General features: G+C 71.1%; 22 protein-coding genes and 2 pseudogenes. 6 read left to right on the top strand and 18 right to left on the bottom strand.

What is annotated here, in order from left to right; translation table 11 throughout:
* Positions 1 to 438: 438 nt before the first annotated feature.
* The 3 genes from ACGF3J_RS22030 to ACGF3J_RS22020 form a co-directional block, all read right to left on the bottom strand.
* Positions 439 to 1,854, bottom strand: coding sequence for a cytosine permease (locus tag ACGF3J_RS22030; protein WP_161328782.1), 1,416 nt, complete (start codon positions 1,852 to 1,854; stop codon positions 439 to 441).
* A 396-nt stretch (positions 1,855 to 2,250) separates the two neighbouring features.
* Entirely contained in the window at positions 2,251 to 2,769 is a 519-nt protein-coding gene (locus ACGF3J_RS22025; RefSeq protein ID WP_161328783.1) for a GNAT family N-acetyltransferase, read from the bottom strand.
* A 133-nt stretch (positions 2,770 to 2,902) separates the two neighbouring features.
* Positions 2,903 to 3,601 carry an SDR family oxidoreductase gene (locus ACGF3J_RS22020; protein WP_393854509.1) on the bottom strand — a complete coding sequence of 233 codons (699 nt, stop codon included), beginning with the start codon at positions 3,599 to 3,601 and terminating at the stop codon, positions 2,903 to 2,905.
* A gap of 77 nt (positions 3,602 to 3,678) precedes the next feature.
* On the opposite strand from ACGF3J_RS22020, the gene ACGF3J_RS22015 reads away from it, so the two are divergent.
* Positions 3,679 to 4,140, top strand: a complete 462-nt coding sequence (locus ACGF3J_RS22015; RefSeq protein WP_161328785.1) for a helix-turn-helix domain-containing protein — start codon at positions 3,679 to 3,681, stop codon at positions 4,138 to 4,140.
* A 55-nt stretch (positions 4,141 to 4,195) separates the two neighbouring features.
* On the opposite strand, the gene ACGF3J_RS22010 is transcribed toward ACGF3J_RS22015, so the two are convergent.
* From ACGF3J_RS22010 to ACGF3J_RS22000, 3 genes are read right to left on the bottom strand one after another with little or no spacing between them, the layout of a single operon-like run.
* Positions 4,196 to 4,522, bottom strand: coding sequence for a DUF1048 domain-containing protein (locus ACGF3J_RS22010; protein ID WP_161328786.1), 327 nt, complete (start codon positions 4,520 to 4,522; stop codon positions 4,196 to 4,198).
* Between the two features lies 1 nt (position 4,523).
* Complete coding sequence (locus ACGF3J_RS22005; protein ID WP_161328787.1) at positions 4,524 to 4,880, bottom strand: DUF1048 domain-containing protein; 357 nt, start codon at positions 4,878 to 4,880, stop codon at positions 4,524 to 4,526.
* The gene (locus tag ACGF3J_RS22000; RefSeq protein ID WP_161328788.1) at positions 4,877 to 5,203 is read right to left on the bottom strand and encodes a PadR family transcriptional regulator; all 327 of its coding nucleotides are present in this window, start codon (positions 5,201 to 5,203) and stop codon (positions 4,877 to 4,879) included. Before ACGF3J_RS22000 ends, ACGF3J_RS22005 begins: the two co-directional genes overlap by 4 nt.
* A 549-nt stretch (positions 5,204 to 5,752) precedes the next feature.
* Between ACGF3J_RS22000 and ACGF3J_RS21995 the strand changes: the two genes are divergently transcribed.
* Positions 5,753 to 7,372: a cytochrome bc complex cytochrome b subunit gene (locus tag ACGF3J_RS21995; RefSeq protein WP_161328789.1), complete on the top strand. Its 1,620-nt coding sequence runs from the start codon at positions 5,753 to 5,755 to the stop codon at positions 7,370 to 7,372.
* 48 nt (positions 7,373 to 7,420) lie between these two features.
* Here the strand turns inward: ACGF3J_RS21995 and ACGF3J_RS21990 are convergent.
* The 4 genes and pseudogenes from ACGF3J_RS21990 to ACGF3J_RS21975 all read right to left on the bottom strand — a co-directional run.
* A pseudogene (locus ACGF3J_RS21990) lies at positions 7,421 to 7,789 on the bottom strand (NmrA family transcriptional regulator); the annotation flags it as partial.
* A gap of 1 nt (position 7,790) precedes the next feature.
* Positions 7,791 to 8,723, bottom strand: coding sequence for a serine hydrolase (locus tag ACGF3J_RS21985; RefSeq protein ID WP_202558088.1), 933 nt, complete (start codon positions 8,721 to 8,723; stop codon positions 7,791 to 7,793).
* A 179-nt stretch (positions 8,724 to 8,902) separates the two neighbouring features.
* Positions 8,903 to 9,745: an endonuclease/exonuclease/phosphatase family protein gene (locus ACGF3J_RS21980; RefSeq protein ID WP_161328791.1), complete on the bottom strand. Its 843-nt coding sequence runs from the start codon at positions 9,743 to 9,745 to the stop codon at positions 8,903 to 8,905.
* 333 nt (positions 9,746 to 10,078) lie between these two features.
* Positions 10,079 to 10,780 carry a maleylpyruvate isomerase family mycothiol-dependent enzyme gene (locus ACGF3J_RS21975; protein WP_346346107.1) on the bottom strand — a complete coding sequence of 234 codons (702 nt, stop codon included), beginning with the start codon at positions 10,778 to 10,780 and terminating at the stop codon, positions 10,079 to 10,081.
* 226 nt (positions 10,781 to 11,006) lie between these two features.
* On the opposite strand from ACGF3J_RS21975, the gene ACGF3J_RS21970 reads away from it, so the two are divergent.
* Positions 11,007 to 11,906 (top strand): GAF and ANTAR domain-containing protein, encoded by a 900-nt coding sequence (locus ACGF3J_RS21970; protein WP_161328792.1) that lies wholly within the window; start codon positions 11,007 to 11,009, stop codon positions 11,904 to 11,906.
* Positions 11,907 to 11,918: 12 nt separating this feature from the next.
* On the opposite strand, the pseudogene ACGF3J_RS21965 reads toward ACGF3J_RS21970, so the two are convergent.
* The 6 genes and pseudogenes from ACGF3J_RS21965 to ACGF3J_RS21940 all read right to left on the bottom strand — a co-directional run.
* Positions 11,919 to 12,374, bottom strand: a pseudogene (locus ACGF3J_RS21965) (SDR family oxidoreductase); the annotation flags it as partial.
* An 83-nt stretch (positions 12,375 to 12,457) separates the two neighbouring features.
* Complete coding sequence (locus ACGF3J_RS21960; protein ID WP_161328793.1) at positions 12,458 to 13,525, bottom strand: aldose 1-epimerase family protein; 1,068 nt, start codon at positions 13,523 to 13,525, stop codon at positions 12,458 to 12,460.
* Positions 13,522 to 14,268, bottom strand: a complete 747-nt coding sequence (locus ACGF3J_RS21955) for an SDR family NAD(P)-dependent oxidoreductase (RefSeq protein WP_161328794.1) — start codon at positions 14,266 to 14,268, stop codon at positions 13,522 to 13,524. The genes ACGF3J_RS21960 and ACGF3J_RS21955 overlap by 4 nt, the downstream gene beginning before the upstream one ends.
* Positions 14,269 to 14,278: 10 nt before the next feature.
* Positions 14,279 to 15,085 (bottom strand): enoyl-CoA hydratase/isomerase family protein, encoded by an 807-nt coding sequence (locus ACGF3J_RS21950; RefSeq protein ID WP_393854508.1) that lies wholly within the window; start codon positions 15,083 to 15,085, stop codon positions 14,279 to 14,281.
* The gene (locus ACGF3J_RS21945) at positions 15,082 to 16,191 is read right to left on the bottom strand and encodes an ABC transporter substrate-binding protein (protein ID WP_161328796.1); all 1,110 of its coding nucleotides are present in this window, start codon (positions 16,189 to 16,191) and stop codon (positions 15,082 to 15,084) included. The genes ACGF3J_RS21950 and ACGF3J_RS21945 overlap by 4 nt, the downstream gene beginning before the upstream one ends.
* Positions 16,188 to 17,399, bottom strand: a complete 1,212-nt coding sequence (locus ACGF3J_RS21940; protein ID WP_161328797.1) for a CaiB/BaiF CoA-transferase family protein — start codon at positions 17,397 to 17,399, stop codon at positions 16,188 to 16,190. Before ACGF3J_RS21940 ends, ACGF3J_RS21945 begins: the two co-directional genes overlap by 4 nt.
* Before the next feature lie 242 nt (positions 17,400 to 17,641).
* On the opposite strand from ACGF3J_RS21940, the gene ACGF3J_RS21935 reads away from it, so the two are divergent.
* A complete protein-coding gene (locus ACGF3J_RS21935) occupies positions 17,642 to 18,814 on the top strand; it encodes a fumarylacetoacetate hydrolase family protein (RefSeq protein WP_161328798.1) in 1,173 nt (390 codons plus the stop codon).
* Between the two features lie 20 nt (positions 18,815 to 18,834).
* Complete coding sequence (locus ACGF3J_RS21930) at positions 18,835 to 19,878, top strand: LacI family DNA-binding transcriptional regulator (protein WP_346346108.1); 1,044 nt, start codon at positions 18,835 to 18,837, stop codon at positions 19,876 to 19,878.
* A gap of 62 nt (positions 19,879 to 19,940) precedes the next feature.
* Here the strand turns inward: ACGF3J_RS21930 and ACGF3J_RS21925 are convergent, their stop codons facing one another.
* Positions 19,941 to 20,606, bottom strand: a complete 666-nt coding sequence (locus ACGF3J_RS21925) for a ThuA domain-containing protein (RefSeq protein WP_161328800.1) — start codon at positions 20,604 to 20,606, stop codon at positions 19,941 to 19,943.
* Between the two features lie 57 nt (positions 20,607 to 20,663).
* Positions 20,664 to 21,806, bottom strand: coding sequence for a mandelate racemase/muconate lactonizing enzyme family protein (locus tag ACGF3J_RS21920; RefSeq protein ID WP_161328801.1), 1,143 nt, complete (start codon positions 21,804 to 21,806; stop codon positions 20,664 to 20,666).
* A gap of 126 nt (positions 21,807 to 21,932) precedes the next feature.
* Here ACGF3J_RS21920 and ACGF3J_RS21915 point away from each other — a divergent pair, with 126 nt between their 5' ends.
* A complete protein-coding gene (locus tag ACGF3J_RS21915; RefSeq protein ID WP_393854507.1) occupies positions 21,933 to 22,682 on the top strand; it encodes a FadR/GntR family transcriptional regulator in 750 nt (249 codons plus the stop codon).
* The last annotated feature ends 20 nt before the right edge of the window (positions 22,683 to 22,702 follow it).

Raw genomic sequence — 22,702 nt, 5'->3', positions numbered from 1 at the left:
CTGACTCACTGCTGACTTCGGTGACGCGTAGTCAGGTACTCCCGGCACGAGGACCGCAGACTGCCACGGGGCACACAGGGGCAGTATTGACCTTGCGACCGCGAACGTCACGCGCGGCAACGTCCAGAGCGCTCAGGTACTACCGATCTGGCAGACATGGCCAAGCGCAAGACCTGAACGCGCGGTAAGGGAAGTTCCCGGGGGTGCCGCTGCCCCGCGCGGCACGGAGGCCGTCGAATGCCATGAGGAGACAGCCCGTGCTTCGTCGGGGCGCGCGAGTCGGTCGTGCTCCGATCGGGCGGCCTCGAGCAGGTGGCGCCAGGGCGTGGTCAGAGGGCGTCGTCTCGCAGGGGGGCCCGCCGTTCGCGCTCTGTCATCTCGCCCCAGATTCCGTGCTCGATCCGGTGGTCGAGAGCGCGGCCGCTCTCCGCATCGACGCTACGGAGCGCGGGTGCCCGCCGCACTGGGGACTGTCCCCGTCTTCGGGGTGGGGGCACCGAGAACCGGGGTGCGCCGGGCCAGCCACCAGTACAGCAGCGCAGGCACCACCAGCCCCACGATCCACGACACGTCCGCCCCGCCCAGCGGTGCCACCAGCGGACCGGTGTAGAAGCCGGTCACCAGGAACGGCAGTTGCGCCAGCAGTCCCACCGCGTACACCGTCAACGCGTCCCAGCGCCAGGCCCCGTACCGGCCGCTCGCATCGAACAGTGCCGGGATGTCGTAGCGCTCCTTGGAGATCAGGTAGTAGTCGACCAGGTTGATCGCCGACCACGGAGTGAAGAAGGTCAGCAGGAAGAGCAAGAAGTCCTTGAACGAGGTGAGGAAGCTGTCCTTGCCGGCCAGCGCGACCACCGTCCCCGCCACCATGATCAGCGCGATGTACGCCGTCCTGCCCCGCTGCGAGAGCACCTGCCGCTCCCGGAAACCGGTGACACCCGTGACCAGTGACATGAAGCCGCCGTAGGTGTTGAGGACGTTGACGGTCAGTTTGCCGAGTGCGATCACGAAGTAGAGGAACGAGGCCATGACGCCTGTACCGCCCAGGCCCACCACATAGCCCACCTGGCTGTCCAGGAACGCCTCGCCCGCCGTCGCCGCGGCCAGCACCCCGAACGCCATCGACCACTGCGAACCGAGCGCCGAGCCTGACAGCGTCCACCAGAACGTCGCCCGCGTGGACGTCGTGCGCGGCAGATAGCGGGAGTAGTCCGCCACGTACGGGCCGAACGCCAGCTGCCAGGAGGCCGACAGCGACATCGCGAGCAGGAACATCGGCAGTGAGAAGTGCGCGTCGCCGAGCAGCGCACCGAGGTCGGCGCGCTCCAGCAGCCGGACGCCCAGGTAGACGAACGCGAGTGCGCAGACGACGCTCGCGATGCGGCCCAGGGCGTGGATGATCCGGTAGCCGACGGTCGCCATGACCCCGGTGACCAGTGCGAAGGCGATGATGCCGGTCGTGTCGTCGGTGTGCGTCAGCTCGCCGACCGCCTGCCCGGCCAGCACCGTGCCGCTGGCGAAGAAGCCGACGTACATGACCACCACGAGCAGCAGCGGGACGACCGCGCCGCGCACCCCGAACTGGGCACGGGACTGGATCATCTGCGGCAGGCCCAGCTTCGGGCCCTGCGCGGAGTGCAGGGCCATGACCGCGCCGCCGAGCAGGTTGCCCAGCAGCAGCCCGACCAGCGACCAGACGACATCCCCGCCGAAGACGACCGCCAGGGCGCCCGTGACGACGGCCGTGATGTGCAGGTTGGCGCCCAGCCACAGGGTGAACTGGGAGAAGGCGCTGCCGTGCCGTTCGTCGTCGGGGACGACGTCGATCGAGCGCAGCTCGACGAGTTGGGTCATGGGGAGCCTCTTGTCCGGTGGTTACGGCGACGTGCTGTATGGAAGTATGCGGAGCCAAGACGACTGAATAGGATGGGTGAATAGATTGTCAATGCCCTCCCGCTGATCCGGAGCGACGTGGGATCTGGGGTGACGGCGGGACGAGGCAGGCCCGGCAACGACTTCACGCACGGCGCCGCGACGCTCGGCGGATCAGGTCGTCGCTCCGACAGAATCCGTGGACGCAGTGGCTGACGACGTCCGACCGCGGTCGGGGTACCTGCGGCAGGAGTGTTGTCGGCATGCCTGGTGGCGCACGCCAGTGCGGCCTCCCGGCCTGGGGTCTGTGGGGCCTGATCGTTGCGGTGCGGCTCATCGGACTTCGGCGGGGGGGGCGTCGCCCCGGTGTGCGTAGGTCTACTCGTAGGATGCCGGGGCGCGCTGGAGCCCACTCGCGATGTCCCAGGAGAACCGCAGGTTGTCCGGCGCGTTCGCCAGATGGTGTTGCGGGGCGACGGCACCGATCAGTCGGCGGGCCTCAACGTTGTCACGGAGGACTGATGCGGTGAAGGTCCGGATGCCGTGCTCCATCGCGGTGCCGGCGAGCCTGGTCACCAACTGCGCTGCGATGCCTCGACGTTGCCACTCGTCGGCAACCACGATGGCTACCTCGGCCCGACGGGGGTCGTCGCCCGTGGCGTAGCGCGCAACGCCGAGGATCTGGTCGTCGGCCATCGCGATCAGCGCTTCGCGCTGCAGGTGATCGAGGTCCAGAAGTTGGTCCAGGAGGCTGTCTCTGAGTTCGTTGACGGCTCCCTGGAAGCGCAGGTGGCGACTGCGCGGGGACAGGCGGGGGCACAAGGCCCTCAGCCGCTCGCGATCTCCGGCCTCGCCCAGGGGGCGGAGGTGAGGTGTGGGGTGGGCGGATGCCGCCATGGCGAACGCCTTTCGTGGAGCGGCTGCATGCTCCGCGAGGGCCCGGGGCATGAACGCGTACCCCGGTGGCCCGGTGGCGCGTGCCGGACGCAAGTAGCGGCGACCAGGCGTGCCCCAGGGTGGACAGCCTTGGTCAGGCGAACTGCGGGTACAGCGCGCCGACACCCGCGGACAGGCCCGCGAGCACCGTTCTGCTCGTCTCGTCGGCGACGATCTCGGCGGTTCCGGCAGCGATGCCGTCGAGAGCGATACGGGCGACGTCGGCGGGGTCGGCCTTCGGTGCGTCGAGGCCGGCGGTCATGTCGGTGTCCATGTAGCCCACGTGCAGCCCCGAGACGCGGGTGCCCTGCGGGGCGAGCTCCTGGCGCAGCCCGTTGGTCATCGACCAGGCGGCGGACTTCGCGGCGCAGTACGCGCCGAAATCGGGGATGTTGAGCCACGAGGTGGCCGAGAGGATGTTCAGCACCGCGCTGCTGTCGTGCGCTCCGAGCGTCGGTGCGAACGCCCTGGTCACCGCGAGGGTCCCGAGGAAGTGGGTGTCCATCTCCAGGCGGATGTCGGCCAGGTCTCCGGTCAGCAGCGAGGCGTACGTGGCGGAGCCGGCGTTGTTGACCAGGATCGAGACGTTTCCTGCGGCTTCCACCGCCGCGGCGATCGAGGCCGAGTCGGTCACGTCGAGCGCGAGGGGCTTCACCCCGGCCAGGTCGACGGAGGCCGGGTTGCGGGCGGCGGCGTAGACCGTCGCGCCGCGGTCGCGCAACTGCATGGCCAGGTGGCGTCCAAGGCCGCGGTTGGCTCCGGTGACCAGGGCGGTCTGTCCTTCGATCTTCATGGCGAGCTCCCAGCTAGGTTGTGGATTCCAACTTAGCCTACCTGAGTTCGGTGAGCCAACTCAGGTAGCATGGAGGTATGAGCAAAGTTCCGAACGACAGCTGCGCCATCGCGCGCAGTCTGGGAGTGCTGGGCGAGCGCTGGACCCTCTTGATCCTCCGCGAAGCGGTCTCGGGTGCGAGCCGCTTCTCGCAGTTCCGCAGCGGGCTCGGCGTCGCCCCGGACGTGCTCACCTCGCGCCTGAACACGCTGGTCGAATACAAGGTGTTGGAGAAGGTGCCCTACCAGGAGCCGGGGGAGCGGGCGCGCTCCTCCTACCTCCTCACCGACGCGGGTCGCGAGCTGCTCGTCGTACTGCTCGCGCTACAGCAATGGGGCGACAAGTACCTGCCGTGGCCCGAGGGCCCCAGCATCCTGCGCCAGGTCGAAGGGACCGAGCGGCCTGTCCACGTCGGCTTCATCGACGATCAGGGGGTAGAGGTCGAGGAAGGCCGCGTAGAGCTGGTGCGGACCGCCGCCTATCCCAGCCGCAGCGACTGAGCGTCCGCTCCTGCCGTGCGTGACCGTGGCGGGACCGCCGTGAGCCGGCCGGCTGTCACTCTGTGGCCGCGCCGCGTTCCCCGCTCATGGATTCCTGGTAGGCATCCGCGTAGGTGGGAGAGTCCTTGATCAGGTCGTCGCAGAACGCGGCAACGTCGGTGCCGATGAGTTCCAAGACGCCCTTTCCCTCCGCGACGCCCTCCTCGAAGAAGGCGACGATCTCAGGGAGGAGGGGTCCGTCGGAGAGAATGACCGGTCCGACCTTGAACAGGTACTTCTGCAGCTCCTTGTACACAATCCGGTAGTCCGGTGGGAGCGCCCTGACCCGGGCGGCATGCGCCCGCCACTGCTTCTTCCCTTCGATGATGTCCTGGATGCTCACGTCAGCCTCCCAGCCGGCTCAATTTCCGTGCGACGTTCCTGTTCAACTGCTCGCGCCACCGGTCGCGATGAGTCCGGGCCCCGGCTCCGCCGGCGAGCGCCGTGCAGAAGCCCGGAATGTCGTCGCCGAGCACCTCGTGGATGCTCTGCCCGTCCGCTGCCGACACTTCCAGCAGCCCCAGGGCGGAGTCGAGGATCGGAGTCAGGTTGCGGCCGGTGAAGTCGCCGTAAGGGAAGAGGTGGGCGACGATCTGGTCCCACGCCTCCCTGTAGTCCTCCGGCAGAGCCGCGACCCGGGCTCCGAACGCCTGCCAGTCCCTGGTGAGATCGCTGCCTGTGACCTTCTCCCAGAAGTTCATCTCCCGCCCCTCTTAAGCGTGTCGATGCGTGATGAGAGGTACTGCCATTTCGCCCAGAACCTTGCGAGTTCCTCGCGCCCGGCGTCGTTGAGCGCGTAGAACTTGCGCGGCGGGCCGACCTCGGAGGGACGTTTCGTCACCTGGACGAGCCCGTTTCTCTCCAGTCGCAGCAAGATCGTGTACACGGTCCCCTCGACGACGTCGGAGAAGCCGAGCTCGTTCAGCCGGCGAGTGATGGCGTACCCGTAGGTCTCGTCGCTGCCGATGATTTCGAGCACGCACCCTTCGAGCGTGCCCTTCAACATCTCCGTCAGGTCGTCCATCGCGGGTGCTCCTCAGCTCTCCTCGGTACTACGTGCTACCGAGTACCGCTATACGGTATCACCGAGTAGTGGGGAAGTGCCGCTCCCGGTGAGCGGAATCCCGGGCCCGAGTCGATCGGTGGGCAACCGGGACCCGCCGAACGCGCAGCCCGGTCTGGTCGGCCGGCGCCTGACGCCAGGCGTCCTCCACGTCCAGCAGTGTGATCCCGTCCAGCGACCTGGCGAGCTGGAGTCCTCCGCGCGCGTCGGCCGCGGAGGTCGCCAGTCCCGACGGGAGTGTGCGGAGGGCTCACTCGGCGCCCGTCGGTCCGGCCGGACAGGTGCGCGCCCGTCCCGTTCCGCAGGCGGCAGGCGGCAGGCGGCAGGCGGCAGGCATCGGCGGCGCGCCCGACGCAGGCCAGCTTCTCCGGGCGAACCGGGGGTCATGCGGCGTGCCGAAGCGCACCGGAGGGGACATACAGGTCGAAACTTGACAAGGTCGACTGTAGTCGGACGGTCGATCGCGCACGGCGTCGGCGGTCGCGTGGAGCACGGACGAATGGTGAAGAGATGGTCGAGGAGAGCCTGCCGTCGACCGAGCGCGAGCACGACAGCACGGGGGAGAGGATTGTGCGGTGGATGGACGCCCGGCTGGGCCACCGTCGCCTGACCCGCTCCGCCAGGCGCCTCGTCTTTCCCGACCACTGGTCCTTCATGCTCGGCGAGATCGCGCTCTACAGCTTCGTCGTCCTGCTGATCACCGGCGTCTTCCTCAGCTTCTTCTTCCATCCCTCGTCGGACCTGCTGGTGTACCAGGGCAGCTACGCACCCCTGCGGGGGCGCCTGGTGTCGCAGGCGTTCGACTCGACCCTGCACATCTCCTTCGACGTGCGCGGCGGGCTGCTTGTGCGCCAGGCCCATCACTGGGCCGCTCTGATCCTCGTGGCCTCGATCTTCGTGCACATGATGCGGGTGTTCTTCACGGGAGCGTTCCGCAAGCCTCGTGAACTGAACTGGGTCTTCGGGTTCCTTCTGCTGGTCATCGCCATGTTCGGCGGTCTCACGGGGTATGACCTGCCCGACGACCTGTTGTCAGGGACGGGGCTTCAGGTCGTCAACGGCACGATCCTCTCGATTCCGCTGGTGGGCACGTACCTGTCGTTCTTTCTCTTCGGCGGTGAGTTCCCGGGGGACGACCTGATCGCCCGGTTCAACACCATCCACATCCTGATCATCCCCGGCCTGATGGTGGCCCTGATCGTCCTGCACCTCGTCCTCGCGGTGCGCCACCGGCACACCCAGTACCCCGGGCCCGGACGCACCAATGCCAACCTCGTGGGCATGCCGTTGCGGGTGTACGCCGTCAAGGCCGGGGCCTACTTCTTCCTCGTGTGCGGCGTGATCTTCCTCATCGCGGGGCTTGCCCAGATCAACCCCGTGTGGGCCTACGGGCCCTTCCGCCCCGACCAGGTCTCCGCCGATTCCCAGCCCGACTGGTACATGGGCGTCGCCGACGGCTTCCTGCGCGTGATGCCCGGCTGGGAGATCGACTTCTGGGGACACACCCTCGCGCTGGACAACTTCCTGCCGCTGCTGGTGGGCGTACTGCTCTTCCTCGCGCTCGGCGCCTACCCCTTCCTGGAGGCGTGGGTGACCGATGACGACGACGACCAGCACCTTCTGGACCGCCCACGCAACCGTCCGGTGCGTACGGCCGTGGGCGTGGCATGGCTCAGTGTCTATCTCGTGGCGTTGATCGGCGCTGCCAACGACCTGATCGCCACTCATCTGCACGTCTCCGTCAACGCCGTGACCTGGACCGTGCGCATCGCTCTCTTCGCGGTCCCCGTACTGGCTTTCGTGGTCGCCAAACGCTGCGCCCTGGGGCTGCAGCGCCGCGACCGCGACAAGGTCCTGCACGGTCGCGAGACCGGGGTGGTCAAGCGTCAGGGGCACGGCGAGTACATCGAGGTGCACGAGCCGCTCAGCCAGGCGCGGCTGTATGCCCTGACCGCGCACAAGCAGTACTGGCCGCTGGAGGCGGTACCGGCGCGCGAGGGCGAGAGCGCCGCCCGGGGGAGCATCCGGCGGCTTCGCAGCCGCCTCAGTCGTGCGTTCTACGGCCCGAACACGCAGATCCCCAAACCGACCGAGGACGAATACCGCCAGATCGCCGAGAGCGGTTCCTGACGGGTGGGACCGAGGCCTTACGGGTGTGCCGTCAGGGGCTCGGCCGAATCGGTCAGGACGCAGGACGGCGAGGCACTTGCGGATGAAGTCCTCCAGGCTGAACACGTCGGGGCCCGCGACCTCGACCGTGCCGTTGACGGGCGTGCCGACGGCCGTGCGCCCCACGGCCGCGGCCACGTCGCCCGAGAAGATGGGCTGGACCTTGATGGGGGCGACGCTCACGGTGTCGCCCTCCGTCGCCGGGTCCGCCAGGGACTTCGCGAACTCGAAAAACTACGTGGCGTCGGTACCCACGACGAAGAGCGCCACGTGGTGGGCGACACCGGCCTCCGCCTCGGCCTTGAGGAGGTGGGACGTCGAGACGCGGAAGAACTCCTTGACCGCGTCGTCCGCGAAGGCGGAGAGTTTCCAGAGGTCGTCAGCCGGCGGACGTCTCACCGAGCTTTCGGGAGAACGCCGTCACGGACGCGCGCGACGCCTGCTCCACGATGCTGATGCCGACCTCCTGGGTGCTACAGCCGTTGAGAAGTACCGCCATCAGGTAGACGCGGCCCTCATGCTCTATCCGGCCGATGCTGTTGACGTCCCACTTCTTGGTCTGGGTCCGCTTGAGCCACCCGTTCTTCAGGGCGGTCGTCCCCGAGTCGGACGCTGCCGACACGCCCCAGGTCTGGCTTCCCACGACGTGCAGCATCAGGTCCTGGATGTAGGTGCGCGACGCCTCGCTCAGGGGCGACTTGTCGCCGAACACGCACTGGAGCAGGCGTATCTGGTCTTCCGCCGTGGTTTGCGTGATGCCCCACACGGTCCCCTGACCGCCCCGCGTCTGGAGCAGGCCGAGCCGTTCGTTGGCCGCGTCGAGACCCGGGGCGCTGCCTATCCGGGTCCACAGGGCACTGGTGGAGTCGTTGTCGCTCTTCTGGATCATGGCCGCGGACTGGGCGCGCTCCTCGGTGCTCAACCTCCGCCCCTGGTCCTGGGCCTGGAGCAGGAGGGTCGCCAGGATGTCCACCTTCACGACGCTGGCGGTGTCGAAGGCGTCATGCCCGTACGTCGCCATGGCACCGCTCTCGACATCCAGCATCGCCACGGCCATCCGGTTGTCGCCGAAGAGCGCGGTCACCGGAGCCAGAGCCGGCCCGAGATCGAACGACTTCTGTGACGGGGTGGGCGACGGCAGCGACTTCGGTGCGTCCGCGGGTGCCTCGCCCGCCTTCGCCCGGGCCGAGACGGCCGTCGGGGACGGAGCCTTCGCCCGGTCGGCCGCGGACGAGCCACCGGAGTCGCTCCAGGTGACGGCGTAGGTGGCGCCGCCGACGAGGATCACGACCGACGTCACGGCCCACGTCATGCGGCGTCGCCTGGCCCGGCGGCGACGTCGTTGCTCCCGGCGGGAGCGGCCGCGTCGCCGAACAGGTGGGTTCTCATGCACGGGGGAGATGGTAATCGAATCGAAGTTCGAGGTCACCGGGTGATTCCCGACCGTGACCGCCGGCGACGTACACCTGGTGACCTCCCTGCGGCAGGCCCCTACGGCGTGACGAGCACCTTGCTGAGGAGCGGGCGGTGGTCCGATGCCGTCGGGTCGTCGTTGAGCACCCGGGTGGCCAGCGGCGTCACCATACGGGTCGCGTAGATGAGGTCGATGCGCTCCGTCGGCGACTCCGCGGGGTAGGTCGCCCCGTCACCGCGCGGGTGCGGGGACTTGGCCCATGCGTCCGTGAACGCCTTCTGCAGCGGCTGCGACTCGGGTGCGGCGGGCAGTGCGTTGAAGTCGCCCACGAGGATCCCGGGCTTCGTCGCGCCGATCAGATCCACCACCTGCGCCGTCTGCCGCAGGCGGTCGGCCTGCGAGCCGGCGGCCAGATGCGTGTTGTAGAACTCCACCTTCCTGCCGTGGACGTCGAGCGTGGCGTGCAGCAGACCGCGCTGCTCCTGGCCCGGCGACTTGTAGAGCCAGGTGTTGTCCGAGGCGGTGACGGGGTAGCGGGAGAGGATCGCGGTGCCGTACTGGACGCGGTGGCCGCCGGGCGCAGGCGGGCTGTTGTCGATGTTGGCGCCGAAGACCACGTGGTATCCGAGCAGTTCCGCCAGCTCGGCAGGCTGGTCCGCCCAGTCGCTGCGCGACGAGTAGTGGTTGTCGACCTCCTGAAGGCCGACCACGTCCGCGCCGCTCTTGCGGATGACGTTCGCCACGCGCCGCAGGTCGAGGACGCCGTCGGTGCCCTCGGCGTGATGGATGTTGAACGTCATGACGTCCAGGACGCGGGGACCGGGCAGCCGGTCGGCGGACATCTCCTCGGCGGTGACGGGACCGGCGGCGGCCGCGAGCGCGACGGCGGCGGCGAGGACGGACAGGGTCCGGCGGATCATGGAGGGCCTCCTGGAGCAGGTTCACTGACCATCCGGATCCTGAATCGGACCGCTGACGTGCCATCGACTGCAGTATGAAGTTTGGTGAAACGCACGCTTGGTCGGTCGCGAGGACTGGATCGTGTGGGTGCCGCCCTCACGGCGCAGGCCGAGTACCGCCGAGTCTTCACGGCCGTTCGCCGACCGGCTCTCCCTCGGGATCAGTTCCTTACCCGAGGCCGCGACAGGGATCACGACGCCGGTCCTGACGCCCTCGCTGACAGGAGAACGCTTACGGACTGGGCCGGGTCGGCTGGAGGGCGAGCACGCTCCGCCGCCCCGGTGATCCGCGCCTCAGCGTGCTCGGCCGGTGCCGCGGTGCCGACGCAGCCGATCCGCGGACGCGGAGAGCAGTCGGGCGCGCAGGATCGCGGCACCGTCACCCTCCAGGTCGTCGCAGGCCGCCGTACGGCCTGCCATCACCGTCACCAGCGAGAGGGTCGGTCCCCGGAGCAGATCCCCCGCGCCGGTGGTGAACGGTCCGTCCGTGGCCTCGACCCGCAGGCCCGCGATGACAGTCCTGCTCGCGACCGTGAAGTCCCGGCCGGCGAAGAACCGGGCCACGGCAGTGGTCGTGGCCACCGGAGGTGTCCGCACCAGACCCAGTGGCCGACGGATGTCCTCACCGTGGACGACGATCTCGCCCAGCCAGGCCGCGGTATGGCCTGTCGGCCCGGCCGGCCCGGTGACCACTTCGCGAAAGCGCCGCAAGGTCTCTTCAGGCGTGGCCCCGCGGTGCTGCGCGAGTCGTCGGTCGTTGTGCAGATCGGGGTCGAACCGGGCGGCCAGCATGCTCAGCAGCCAGCGCCACATCCCCGTGCCGGCACCTGCCGTCAGATGGGCCACTACCTCCTCCACGGTCCAGCGCTCACACAGAGAAGCTGTCGCCCACTGCGCCTCGCTGAGCTCGGCCAGGTCTTGAGCGAGCGCGGACCGCTCGACGTGGATCGCCCTTTCGAGGGCTTTCCGTGTTTCCAGAACGTGCGGTTCAGCCACTGGCGAGCCTCCAGAGATCGGGTGTCCACGATGAGACTCCCGTCGGAGCCCGAACTCATCGGCCGCGCCCGCTTCCTGCCGTTGAGCAGAGAGCGGGGTCCTCCGGACATCCGACTCTGGTTAGAGTCGGACCCGGAGCGCTTGGGAAGTAGGTGCTGCCCGCAGAGCGCCTTCAGGGGCGCGGATTGCGGCATGCCCACTGCTCGCGTCCAGGATCGGAGCTTCCATGGACCAGTTCCTCTGCCGCCCGGAAGAGGTGACTGCTCAGTACGGACCGCCGGACTCCGCACCCGGGTCTCGTGTCGTGTACCAGTCGCTGGAAGAGCTCGGCACCCGTAACCGCCGGCTGGCTCACGAGGGAGTGGCGGCCGCGCAGGATCTGCTGGTCAAGCGGTACCGACTGGACGAGTCCCGGGACGGGTTCGAGCTGTTGAGGACGGTGTCGCAGCAGTGCAACGTCAAGCTGCACACGCTGGCGGACGCCGTGGTCCGGGTGCCCGCTCCGGATCGTGACGCGCGGTTGTGGTTCCCCGCGCGGCGACGCCACGACCCGCCACGCCTGCCCGGGCTGTCGCTGGAGCCCGGTTCTCGCGGCGCTCAGGGTGCCGTGCTGAAGGCGGTACTGCACCGGGTGCTGTCGATCGCCCAGACGCCGATGGGCAACGTCCAACTCCTGGACGGCGACCGGCTGCACCTGGCCCGCCACGCGGGACTGAACAGATACTTCACCGAATTCTTCGCCTTCGTCGACGGCTCCACCACCGCCTGCGCCCAGGCGGCGAGCCAACGCAGACAGGTCACCGTGGGAGACGTGGCGACCGCGGAGGTCTTCGACGAGGCGTCCCGCCACGCGATCCTGCAAGCGGGTAGCCGGGCCGCCCACAGCGTCCCCCTCACCAGTGGCAGCGGCGCGATCCTGGGCATGGTCTCCTCCCACCACGAACGCCCCGTGGCCGACTTCACCGCAGCCCAGCTCGCGGCCTTCCAGCAGACCGGCGCCCACACCGGTCGCTGGCTGTCCTGGCACTGGAACACCGTCGTCCTGGACGCACTGGAACGCCTCCACGCCACCGCCACCCCGACCGCACTGCGGCGCCCGTCCTGTCGATTCCCGCCGGGGGCCTGAGCGGTCCCTGTGGAGCCGGCCTGCGTGGACGACTGCCACGACACCGCCGTCGACCAGCAGGTCGGTGCCGGTGACGAAGGTGGCGCCGGGGCCCAGCAGAAACTCCACCGCGGCGGCGATGTCGTCGGGGGTGCCCACGCGGCCGGTGACCGATGCGGCGATCATCGCTCGCATGGTGGCACCGCCGGCCCCCACCAGATCCTGCTGCCCCGTGCGAGTGGCGATGACGCCGGGGCTGATCGAGTCGATCCTTGCTCCGCGACGCCCTCAGGTGATGCTCGCGGCCTGCACCCTCAGGCGGTTGCCGTACTTGGCCGGTCCGAGGCCGCCGCCGGTGACGAAGGGCAGGGCCGGCAGTTCGTCGGCGGGGGTGCCCGCGAGAGCCTGCTCCTGCTCCGGCCTCATCGGGGCGGGGAGCAGGTGGCCGGCCATGCTGGAGATGACGACGCCGGCGCCGCCCCGCGCGACCTTCAGTGATCCTCGGCGCGGCCGCGTGCAAGGGGGCCCGGCACGGCTGCGGGCCCCCGCGTGCGCACGGCGGGATCAGGTGGTCAGTCCAGGTTGCCCACCCGGAACACGGTCGTGTACTCGCGCTCCTCACCCGGGGCCAGGAACGTCATGGACCCGTCCTCCCGGGCGGCGGCCTCGCCCTGCACGTGGTGCGTGGACGGTTCGAAACCGACCGCGTAGGCGCCCTCGCGCAGGTGCAGCCACTGGAAGAAGGACGGGAACTGGCCCGTGTCGAACTCCAGCTCGAAGTAGACGCCGAGGCGTTCGTTGACCAGGCGGGGCCGGACCAGGCCCGAGGCGCCGGGCTCCAGCTCGTGCTCGTAGACCTGCTCGACGAAACCCGGCAGCGGGGCGGGCATCTCGGTGTGGGACACGCCCTGCTCGGCGACGCTGTCGCTGCGCCACAGGGTGCGGTGCGGCGGCAGCTCGTAGCGGGCGCCCTCGTCCAGGAAGGGCCAGCCGACGTTGACGTGGTACAGGTACATGTGCGGCGTCGGGTCGAAACCGGCGTTGCGCACCCGGTCGGTCAGGCGGATCTCGCTGCCCCCGAGGTCGGCCTCGATCCGCCGGGTGAGCCGCAGGTGCTCGCCGAAGATCGCGGCCTGGCGCACCTCGCCCTCGGCCCACAGCACGCAGCGGCCGTCGTCCTGCCACCGCTCGCCGTACCCGGTGAGCCGGGCCGGCAGGTTGGCGACCCGCCCGTGCAGGGCGTGCACGGCCGTGCTCCGCGGTGGGTAGCGGTACTGCGATGCGTCCACCTCGGCGCCGAAGAGCGTGTGGTCGAGGCCCGCGGTGAGCAGCAGACCCGAGAAGCTGCGCATCATGGACAGGCCGTCGTCGTCGCGGTACTCGTGCAGTCCGGGGTGGCGGAAGCCGGTCGCCGAGCGCCAGCCGAAGCCCCGGCCCTCGAACTCGGCGCCGCCCAGGTCCATCGCCCGGTCCACGAGCACGTCGAACGACAGCCCGGCGCCGGTCCTGAACTCCAGCGTGCGGATCCCGCGCTCCGACCCGTCGTCCAGGACGACGGACCGCACCCCGCCCGCCGCACTCAGATCGCCCGCGTGCCGGGCGAGGGACCGCCGGTCGTGGGAACGTCCGTACAGCTTCACGCCATCACCCACCCTCCGTTGACCTCCACGCACTGACCCGTGACGAACGAGGCGTCCGGGCCGGTGAGGAAGGACACCACCGAGGCCAGTTCCTCCGGCCGTCCGCGCCGCTTGAGAGCCTGGTGGTCGAGCACGTGCCGCCGGTAGGCCCCGGGGTCCTCGTGGATGTCCTCGGCCGCGGTCGGAAAGGCGCCGGGGGAGACGCAGTTGACGCGGATCTCGGCGGGACCCAGTTCCCGGGCGAGGGCCCGGGTCAGGGCCACGGCGGCCCCCTTGGTGGAGACGTAGGCCGCCAGGGAGTCCCAGCCGCCGTGCAGGGTGATGGAGGCGACGTTTACGATCGCGCCACCGCCCGTCCGTGTCATGTGCCGCGCGACGGCCTGGGCGGCGACCCAGTACGCGCGCTGATTGACCGCCACGACCTCCTCGTACTCGGCGAGCGGTACGTCGAGGAAGGCCCGGCTCGGGTACACGGCCGCGTTGTTGACCAGGACGCGCGGGGCACCCAGCTCGGCGACGGTCCGTCCGACGGCCTCCTCGATCGCCCGCGCGTCGCGCAGGTCGACGGTGAGTGGGAGGGCGGCCGCGCCGGTCTTCTCCACCAGCGCGGCGGTGGCCTCCAGGGACTCGGTGTCGCGGTCGAGTACGGCGACGTCGTGCCCGTCGGCGGCCAGCCGGACGGCGGTGGCCCGGCCGAGGGCGCCGCCGGCTCCGGTCACGAGTGCGGCTCGGGGTTGTTTCATGGAGTTCCTCTCAGCGCTTGCGGAAGACGGGGGTGCGCTTCTCGGCGAACGCGCGGCGGCCCTCCGCGGCGTCCTCGGTGGCGAAGCAGATGGTCTGCAGGTCGCGCTCGTAGGCGAGTGCCTGGTTCTCGGGCAGGTTCCCGGCGGCCCGCAGGTTGAGCTTCGCGGTCTCGGCCGCCACGGGGGCGCGCGAGGCGATCACGGTGGCGAGGGCGCGGGCCCGGTCGAGCAGTTCGGCGCGGGGCACGACCTCGCTCACCAGATGCCAGGCCAGCGCCCGCTCGGCGTCGATGCGTTCTCCCGTCAGCAGCATCAGCGCCGCGTTGCCCGGTCCGGCCGCCCGGCTGAGGAAGGCGGCCATGCCGCCGCCCCCGATCCAGCCGAGCGTGATCTCCGGCGCGCCGAAGGACGCCGTGTCCGCGGCGAGCCGGATGTCGCAGGACAGGGCGGTCTCCAGGCCTCCGCCCAGTGCGTAGCCGCCGATCGCGGCGATGGTGGGGGTGCGGGCGGCGCGGATGGCGTCGCAGTAGTCGACGCGGTTGCGGAAGTCCCACGGGGTGGCGTAACGGTCGAGTTCGCCGATGTCGGAGCCGACGCTGAAGGAGCGCTCGCCGGCGCCGGTGACGACCAACGCCCTGACGTCGTCCGTGGTGTCGCACCACTCGATCGCGCGCACCAGGGCACGGGACATCTCGGGGGTGACGGCGTTGAGTTTGGCGGGCCGGTCGAGGGTCAGGGTGGCGACGCGGTCCGAGACGTCCAGCAGGACGTGCTCGGTGCCGAGCGGGGGCGGTCCGAGGGGCTGGCGGCGGGTCATGACTCTCGTTCCTCTGGTGTCCGGCTCGCCCGGTACAGGGCGCGCATCCGGGCGAGTGCGTGACGGTGGCCGGTCTCACCGGCGAGCGCGGCGCGCACGACGGCCGACGCGGCGGTCTGGAAGCCGATGTAGCCGGCGTGCCGGGGGCGCACCCATGCCTGCTCGCAGGTGGCGGCGGTGCGTCGGTAGAAGTCGGCGGCGACGGTCCCGGGGGAGGCCCAGGCGCTGCGGGCGCTGGGCTGCCCGCTGTGCCGGGGCAGGAAGTCGTCCTGTGCCTCGGGCGACATCAGCCAGCGCACGTGGGCGAGGAGTTCCGGGGACGGCGCGCAGCGGGCGCTCAGCGCGATGCCGGTGCCGCCGAGGGTGGAGCCCGGGCGTCCGCCCGAGCGCGCGGTGGGCGCGTCGCTGAAGGTCAGGCGGTCGGCGTAGGTGACGTAGCCGTACACCAGCGGGCAGTGTGCGAGCCCGTCCGTGCCGCTCATGAGTTCCAGCAGCCCGATCGGGTTGAGTGTGCGGGTCCCGGGCGGTGCGGTGGCGTCGAGGTCGGCCATCAGGTCCAGCACCGCGAGCCCCGTGTCGTCGCCGACCAACTCGTCGGGGTCGGCGGCCGGTTCCTCGCCCAGGGCGACCGCGACGGAGGCGAAGGTGAGGAAGGCGTGCGGTCCGGCGAGGGACAGGGCCACGGGGGCCCGGCGGGCCAGTGCGCGGACCTCGTCCCAGTTGGCGGGGGGCGCGCCGACGAGGTCGGTCCGGGTGGCCGCGACCTGGGTGGCGGCGTCCAGCGGCAGCGCCCACTGACGGCCGTCCATGGCGTACGAGCGCATGGTGGGCCCGATGGAGCCGGCGTCCCAGCGGGCCAGTTCCGCCGGGGTGAACAGGTCGTCGAGCGGCCGCAGGCACCCGGTGCGCAGTGCCTCGCCGAGGTGCGGGTGGTCGAGGACGACGAGGTCGTAGCGTGCGCACAACTCGTCGATCGGGTGGGACTCGAAGCCCTCCAGTGGCTGCACGTCCCAGTGGACGAGGTCGCCCGCGCAGGCGGCGAGGGCGTCGTGGCCGCGGGGGTGGTCCCAGGTGAGTCCGCGGTAGGCCGAGCCGGTGTACGTCATGAGGCCGTCTCCGCCACGGCACCGGTGGCGAACAGTTCCTCGATCTCCCGCTGCGCGAGGCCCGCTTCGGTCAGCACCTCACGGGTGTGCTCCCCGACGAGCGGGGCGCCGCGGTCGATGCGGGGCGGGGTGGCGGAGAACTTGTAGGGGAAGCCGGGCACGGTCACGCGGCCCTCGGTGGGATGGTCGTAGGTGACGAAGGTGCCGTTGTGGCGGATCTGGGGGTCCTGGACCAGGTCGGCGTAGCCGTAGACCGGGCCCGCCCAGATGCCGGCGGCGGCGAAGGCGTCGAGCCAGTGCCGCGAGGGCCGGGTCAGCAGCCGGGCGGCGGTGCGGGCGAAGATCTCGTCCCGGTGGGTCCAGCCGTGCTCCTCGTCCTCCATGGACAGGAAGCCGTCCTCGCCGAGGATCTCGCCGAGCTTCTTCAACGGCGGGAAGGCGAGGACCAGATAGCCGTCGGCGGTCTGGAAGGCGCCGTAGGGCGAGCGGATGTACACGTGGGCATGCGGCTCGGCGGAGCGGGTCTGGGGCAGTCCGCCCACGGTGTGGACCGAGAGCTCCTGCATCTGGAGGGTGGTGACGGCGTCGAGCATGTTCACCGTCACCAGCTGGCCCTCGCCGGTGCGTTCGCGGTGCAGCAGTGCGGCGAGCACCCCCTCGAAGGCGGTGGAGGCGGTGACGGCGTCCACGAGGTACTGGCCCGCCGCCCGCGGTGCCTCCCCCGAGCGGCCGCTGGACAGCATCGCCCCCGACATCGCCTGCAACAGCAGGTCCTGGCCCGGTCGCTGGGCGTAGGGGCCGTCCTCGCCGTACCCGGAGATGGAGACGTACACGAGGGAAGGGTTGATCGCGGCCAGGGAGGCGTAGTCGACGCCGAGCCGGTCGGCGACGCCGGGGCGGTAGTTCTGGAGGAAGACGTCGGCGCCCGCGACGAGGCGGCGCAGGACCTCCTTGCCCGCCGGGTCCTTGAGGTCGACGGCCAGGGACCGCTTGTTGCGGTTCAGGGAGAGGAAGGAGACGTTGATCCGGTTGCCCGCCGCCCCTCCCGCCGCGGCGTGGCGCTGCCACTCACCCGTGACCGGTTCGACCTTGACGACGTCGGCGCCGAGATCGCCGAGGCGCTGGGCGGCGAACGGGCCGGCCATGGCGATGGAACAGTCGAGGACCCGGTACCCGGCGAGGACGCCGGGTGTGTCGCGCGAGGTCATGGGGCTCCTTGGAGGGGCGGGCGGCGCTCGGCGCGGACCGGGCGCCGGGCGGGGAGGACGCGGGCCGGTCCGCGGCACCACGGCGAGGTGATCGGGGGCGGTCAGCGCCCGGAGTCTGTTGTTAGCGCTAGCGATAGCGCTAACATGCACGCTAGGCGGGCGTCGCTCGCAGTGTCAACGCCCCTGCCCGGACCGCGTCGCTCCCGCTGGGAGCAGGCCGGGACGTCCACGAAGGGACTCCGATGAACCACTGGCCGGACGCCGAGACCACCCTGCCCGCCGACGGCACCGACGGCGCGCTCGTCGGCCGGGTCTGGCGCCCCGGACTCGGCCCGTCCGTCGTGGCCGTGCGCGAGGACGGCCTGCACGACGTCACGGCCGACTTCCCGACCGTGCGCGACCTGTGCGAGACCCCGGACCCGGCCGCCCGGCTGCGCGCCGCCCGCGGCGAGCGGATCGCCGGTCTCGACGAGGTCCTGGCCAACATGCCCGTCGAGGTCCGGGACCCGCGCCGGCCCTGGCTGCTCGCACCGGTCGACCTGCAGGCCGTGAAGGCGGCCGGGGTCACCTTCGTGGTGTCCATGCTGGAGCGGGTGATCGAGGAACGCGTCCGCGGTGACGCGGCGGGTGCCGCGGAGGCCCGGGAGCGGATCGGCGCTCTCGTCGGCGACGACATCGCCTCCCTGCGGCCCGGCTCGCGGGAGGCCGCGGCGCTCAAGGAGATCCTGGTCGCGCAGGGGGCGTGGAGCCAGTACCTGGAGGTCGGCATCGGCCCCGACGCCGAGATCTTCACCAAGGCGCCCGTACTCGCCGCCGTGGGCAGCGGCGCCGACGCCGGGGTGCACGCCGCCTCGCGCTGGAACAACCCCGAGCCGGAGGTGGTGCTGGCCGTGTCCTCCACCGGGGCGGTGGTCGGCGCGACGCTCGGCAACGACGTCAACCTGCGTGACGTGGAGGGTCGTTCCGCGCTGCTGCTGCCCCAGGCCAAGGACAACAACGCCTCGGCCGCCCTCGGACCGTTCCTGCGGCTGTTCGAACCGGGCTTCCGCATCGACGACGTACGGCGGGCCACCGTGACCCTGACCGTCGAGGGCGTCGACGGCTACCGCCTGGACGCCGAGTCCTCGATGGCCGCCATCAGCCGCGACCCCCTGGACCTCGTGGCGCAGTTGCTGGGCCCGCACCACCAGTATCCCGACGGCGCGGTGCTGTACCTCGGCACGATGTTCGCGCCCGTCGAGGACCGCGATGCGCCCGGACAGGGCTTCACGCATCACGACGGCGACCTCGTCGCCATCGCCACCCCGAAGCTCGGCACGCTCGTCAACCGGATCCGGCCGAGCGACGCGTGCGTGCCGTGGACGTTCGGCATCGCGGACCTGATGCGGGCACTGGTGGCCCGGGGAGCACTGTGACGCCCGATATCGTTTCCGGCGTGACCCAGCCGCCGCCCCGCCGTCCCCGCAAGCGCTCCGCGACCCGTTCGGTGACCCTGTCCGACGTCGCGGCGGCCGCCGGGGTGTCGGCACAGACGGTCTCCCGGGTCGTCCGCGACCCCCGGTCGGTGCCCGACGAGACCCGCGCCCGGGTCCAGGCGGCCCTCACCGCCACCGGCTACGTGCCCAACCTGGCCGCGAGCAACCTGGCGTCGAACCGCAGCCGCACGGTCGCCGCCCTGGTGCCGCAGATCAACGCGTCGGTCTTCGCCGACACCGTGCACGCCTTCTCCGCGGCCCTGGCGGCCCACGGCTACCAGATCTTTGTCGGGACCACCGACTACCGGCCCGAGCACGAGGAGGAGGTGCTGCGCAGCTTCCTGGGCCGGCGGCCGGACGGACTGCTGATGGTGGGCACCCGCCACACCCCGGGCACGCTGACGCTCCTCGAGGCGGCCGGGGTGCCGGTCGTGGAGACGTGGGGCTGGTCCGAGGACCCGGTGGACCTGCTGGTCGGCTTCTCCAACGCGGCGGCGGCAGCGGCGACGGTGGGGCATCTCGTCGAGCGCGGCCGGCGGCGGATCACCTTCGCCGGACGGCACACCTCGGGCGACCCCCGCGCGGCGGAACGCCTCGACGGCTACACCGGCGCCGTCCGTGACCTGCTCGGTGCCGGGCCGCGCACCGTGGACGCCGGTCCCGAACCGGTCACCATGGACACCGGTGTCGCCCTGCTGGACCTGGTGCTGGCGAAGTACCCGGACTCCGACGCCGTGATGTTCTCCAGCGACGTCTTCGCGGCCGGCGCCCTCCAGGCCTGCGTACGGCGCGGCATCGACGTGCCGGGCACGCTCGCCCTGGCCGGTTTCGGCGACTTCGAACTGGCCCGGCACCTGGTCCCGGCGCTCACGACGGTGGCCGTACCGAGCGCGCGGATCGGGGAGTTGAGCGCCGAGCTGCTGCTCACGCGGATGCGCGGCGCACCGGTCGAAGTACCGCACCGGGACGTGGGGTTCCGGGTCGTCGCGCGCGAGAGCACCTGACGGGCGGGGCGTACCGGGCCGGCGGGGGCGAAAGCGCCTCGCGGGCCCGGCACACCGGGGCGTCACGCGCGCGCCGCCCACACGAGCCCGCGGGCCACGATCGCCGCCGTCTGCGGCACCCGCAGGTCCTCGACCCGGTGCCCGAGGGTGCAGACGAAGACCCGCCCCGCTCCCCAGCGGCGCGTCCACACCACGGGGAACTCGACGGGCGCGTCCCACGGATCGGCCGCGCCCGGGGTGAGCACGGACGTGGCCAGGACGGTGTTGAGGGCGTCGGTGAGCACCCAGTAGTGCTCGGTCTCCACGGCGTAGTCCGTGAGGCCCTCGGTGATCCCGCCGTCCCGGTCCGGAGCGGAGGCGATCCGCACGGTGAACTCCTGGAAGCCGTCGGGGTGCCACAGGAAACGGCCACCGACCATCCGCAGGTAGCGGGGGTTGGCGACGTTCGTGGCGACCACGCCCCCGTGCCAGCCGGCGAAGCCGGTGCCCGCCTCCACGGCGTCGACCAGGGTCGCCTCCTGGGCCGCCGTCAGCCCGCCCGCCGACCAGGAGTGCACGACGAGGTCGGTGGCGGCGAGCAGCCCGGCGTCCTCGTACACCCCCAGGTCCTCGGCGACCTCGGTTTCGAAGCCCGCGCGCTCCAGTGCGGGCAGCACCTCCTCGGTGCAGCCGACCGGGTCGTGGCCCTCCCACCCGCCGCGGACCACCAGGGCCTTTCGCGTCCTCATGTCGTGCTCCCTCCTCCGAAGCGTCCTCGGCGCGCCAATGGCGCCGTCAACACACCGTCATCGCGCCTGCGGCACGAGTCTGAGGCCGGCGTCCGCCGGACGGACGTGCGGTCCGGACGGCAGGGACCACCCGCCCGACGCGGCCCGGGCGCCGATCCGCTCCTCGTCGACCTCGATGCCCAGGCCCGGGGTGTCGCCGAGGACGATCCCGCCGTCCGCGATCTCCTGGTCCACCCGCAGCCCGACCGGGAAGGACAGGTCCTGCACCTCGGTCACCAGATGGTTGGGCACGGCGGCCGCCGCGTGCGCGACCGGGTTGGCGTTGTACCCGACCGGACTGACCGGCACTCCGTGCCCGAAGGCCAGCGTCGAGACGCGCAGGAAGTGGGTGATGCCCCATACGGCGCCGGTCTGCACGACCCCCACGGCGTCCGCGGCGAGCAGCGGCCGGAAGTGTTCCAGGCCCGTGAGGTTCTCCCCGGTCGCTACGGCGGCGCGGATGCCGGTCGCGACCGCACGGTGCCCCGCCACGTCCCAGCGCCGGACCGGTTCCTCGATCCAGGTGAGGTCGACCCGCTCCTCGACCTGCCGGGCCAGGCGCACCGCCTGGTGCCGTCCCCAGGACTCGTTGACGTCGTACATGAGCGCGGGGCGGTCGCTGTTGACCCGGAACACGTCGCGCACCGCCGCAAGCCGCCGCACGTCCCGGTCCACGTCGAGGCCGCCCTTGACCTTGGCACCGGTGAACCCGCGCCGCGCCCAGCGCTCGTGGAACGCGACGAGTTCGTCGTCGGTCAGCGCGTAGTCCAGGCCCGAGGCGTAGCCCGGCACGAAGCGGTCGGCGGCGCCCAGCGTCCGCCACAGCGGCTCCTGGGCGAGCTTCGCCTTGAGGTCCCACAGCGCCATGTCGAGGGCACCGATGGTGCCGAACACCTGCCCTCCGTGCCCGGACTTGAAGACGTGGGCGAGCATCCGGTCGTAGAGCGAGGTGACCGCCCGGGGGTCCTGGCCCTCCAGGGCGGGGAAGACCCGCTCCACGTCGGTGTGGCCGCCGAGACCCACACCGGTCAGGCCCTCGTCGGTCTCCAGCAGCAGGACCGGCACCTCGGTGACGCCGGCGGTCACGACGCCGTTCACGTCGCCCACCGGCCGGCCCCACTCGTGGACCGTGGCAAGGGACCGGTATCCGGTGATGCGCATCGCGTCTCCCACGGCTGAGTCGTAACTTGTGATACGAGTGATGACCTTAGCATGTTCCGCTAACCTGGGGTCATTGGACAGCGGGGGCCGGGCGAACCTGCACGAACATTGGGAGTCTCTGACCAGATGATCAAGCCATCCGCGGACACCACCGCCGTGTCCCGACCTCAACGACGACGGCCGCCGCTCGCCGCGGCCGTCGTCCAGAGCCTCGCGACGGCCATCGTGCTGGGGGAGTACCCGCCGGGCACCGCGCTGCCGTCGGCGGGTGAGCTCTGCGAGGAGTACGAGGTGAGCCGGACCGTGATCCGGGAGGCGACGACGACGCTCGCCGAGAAGGGACTGGTGGCGACCCGTCAGGGCTGGGGGACCGTCGTCCTGGGCCAGGACCAGTGGAGCCTGCTCGACCCGCTGGTCCTGGACGCGCTGTTCCAGCGCGAGGACCGCCTGGTGTACCTGGACAACCTGATCGAGATCAGGACCACCCTGGAGTGCGCGATGGCGGCCCGCGCCGCGGGGTGCATCGACGCGGAGCAGACGGCGGCGCTCTCGGCCAAGCTCGACCAGCTGGCGGGCCTGATCGACGACCCCGAGGCGTACTCGCGCGCGGACATCGAGTTCCACGAGATCATCCACCGCGCCTCCAGGGACGCGTTCGGGCGGGCCATCGTCTCCAGCATCCAGGGCAAGGCCGTGCGCTCGCCGCAGTACAGCGGGGACCCTTCCCGCGAGGACATCGAGCTGACGCACGAGGCGCACGCCCGGGTCGCCGCCGCCGTGCTCGCGGGGGACGGCGACGCGGCCGCCGAGGCGATGCGCGAGCACATCACGTCCTCGTGGGCCCGCCGCCGTCCGGCCGACGCGCCGGAGGCGTAGGGCGGTCAGGACGAGGCGGC

This window comes from Streptomyces sp. NPDC048171 (assembly GCF_043202655.1).
Lineage (GTDB): Bacteria > Actinomycetota > Actinomycetes > Streptomycetales > Streptomycetaceae > Streptomyces.
Note: the sequence above shows the minus strand (reverse complement) of the source record. Positions and strands in the feature narration are given on the sequence as shown.

Coding starts and splice junctions, on each gene's coding strand:
- ACGF3J_RS22030 (WP_161328782.1), bottom strand. CDS start 1,854: ATGACCCAACTCGTCGAGCTGCGCTCGATCGACGTCGTCCCCGACGAC.
- ACGF3J_RS22025 (WP_161328783.1), bottom strand. CDS start 2,769: ATGGCGGCATCCGCCCACCCCACACCTCACCTCCGCCCCCTGGGCGAG.
- ACGF3J_RS21945 (WP_161328796.1), bottom strand. CDS start 16,191: ATGACGTACACCGGCTCGGCCTACCGCGGACTCACCTGGGACCACCCC.
- ACGF3J_RS21915 (WP_393854507.1), top strand. CDS start 21,933: ATGATCAAGCCATCCGCGGACACCACCGCCGTGTCCCGACCTCAACGA.
- ACGF3J_RS21995 (WP_161328789.1), top strand. CDS start 5,753: ATGGTCGAGGAGAGCCTGCCGTCGACCGAGCGCGAGCACGACAGCACG.
- ACGF3J_RS21955 (WP_161328794.1), bottom strand. CDS start 14,268: ATGAAACAACCCCGAGCCGCACTCGTGACCGGAGCCGGCGGCGCCCTC.
- ACGF3J_RS22020 (WP_393854509.1), bottom strand. CDS start 3,601: ATGAAGATCGAAGGACAGACCGCCCTGGTCACCGGAGCCAACCGCGGC.
- ACGF3J_RS21920 (WP_161328801.1), bottom strand. CDS start 21,806: ATGCGCATCACCGGATACCGGTCCCTTGCCACGGTCCACGAGTGGGGC.
- ACGF3J_RS22005 (WP_161328787.1), bottom strand. CDS start 4,880: ATGAACTTCTGGGAGAAGGTCACAGGCAGCGATCTCACCAGGGACTGG.
- ACGF3J_RS21935 (WP_161328798.1), top strand. CDS start 17,642: ATGAACCACTGGCCGGACGCCGAGACCACCCTGCCCGCCGACGGCACC.
- ACGF3J_RS21925 (WP_161328800.1), bottom strand. CDS start 20,606: ATGAGGACGCGAAAGGCCCTGGTGGTCCGCGGCGGGTGGGAGGGCCAC.
- ACGF3J_RS21950 (WP_393854508.1), bottom strand. CDS start 15,085: ATGACCCGCCGCCAGCCCCTCGGACCGCCCCCGCTCGGCACCGAGCAC.
- ACGF3J_RS21940 (WP_161328797.1), bottom strand. CDS start 17,399: ATGACCTCGCGCGACACACCCGGCGTCCTCGCCGGGTACCGGGTCCTC.
- ACGF3J_RS21985 (WP_202558088.1), bottom strand. CDS start 8,723: ATGACGTGGGCCGTGACGTCGGTCGTGATCCTCGTCGGCGGCGCCACC.
- ACGF3J_RS22015 (WP_161328785.1), top strand. CDS start 3,679: ATGAGCAAAGTTCCGAACGACAGCTGCGCCATCGCGCGCAGTCTGGGA.
- ACGF3J_RS21980 (WP_161328791.1), bottom strand. CDS start 9,745: ATGATCCGCCGGACCCTGTCCGTCCTCGCCGCCGCCGTCGCGCTCGCG.
- ACGF3J_RS21970 (WP_161328792.1), top strand. CDS start 11,007: ATGGACCAGTTCCTCTGCCGCCCGGAAGAGGTGACTGCTCAGTACGGA.
- ACGF3J_RS22000 (WP_161328788.1), bottom strand. CDS start 5,203: ATGGACGACCTGACGGAGATGTTGAAGGGCACGCTCGAAGGGTGCGTG.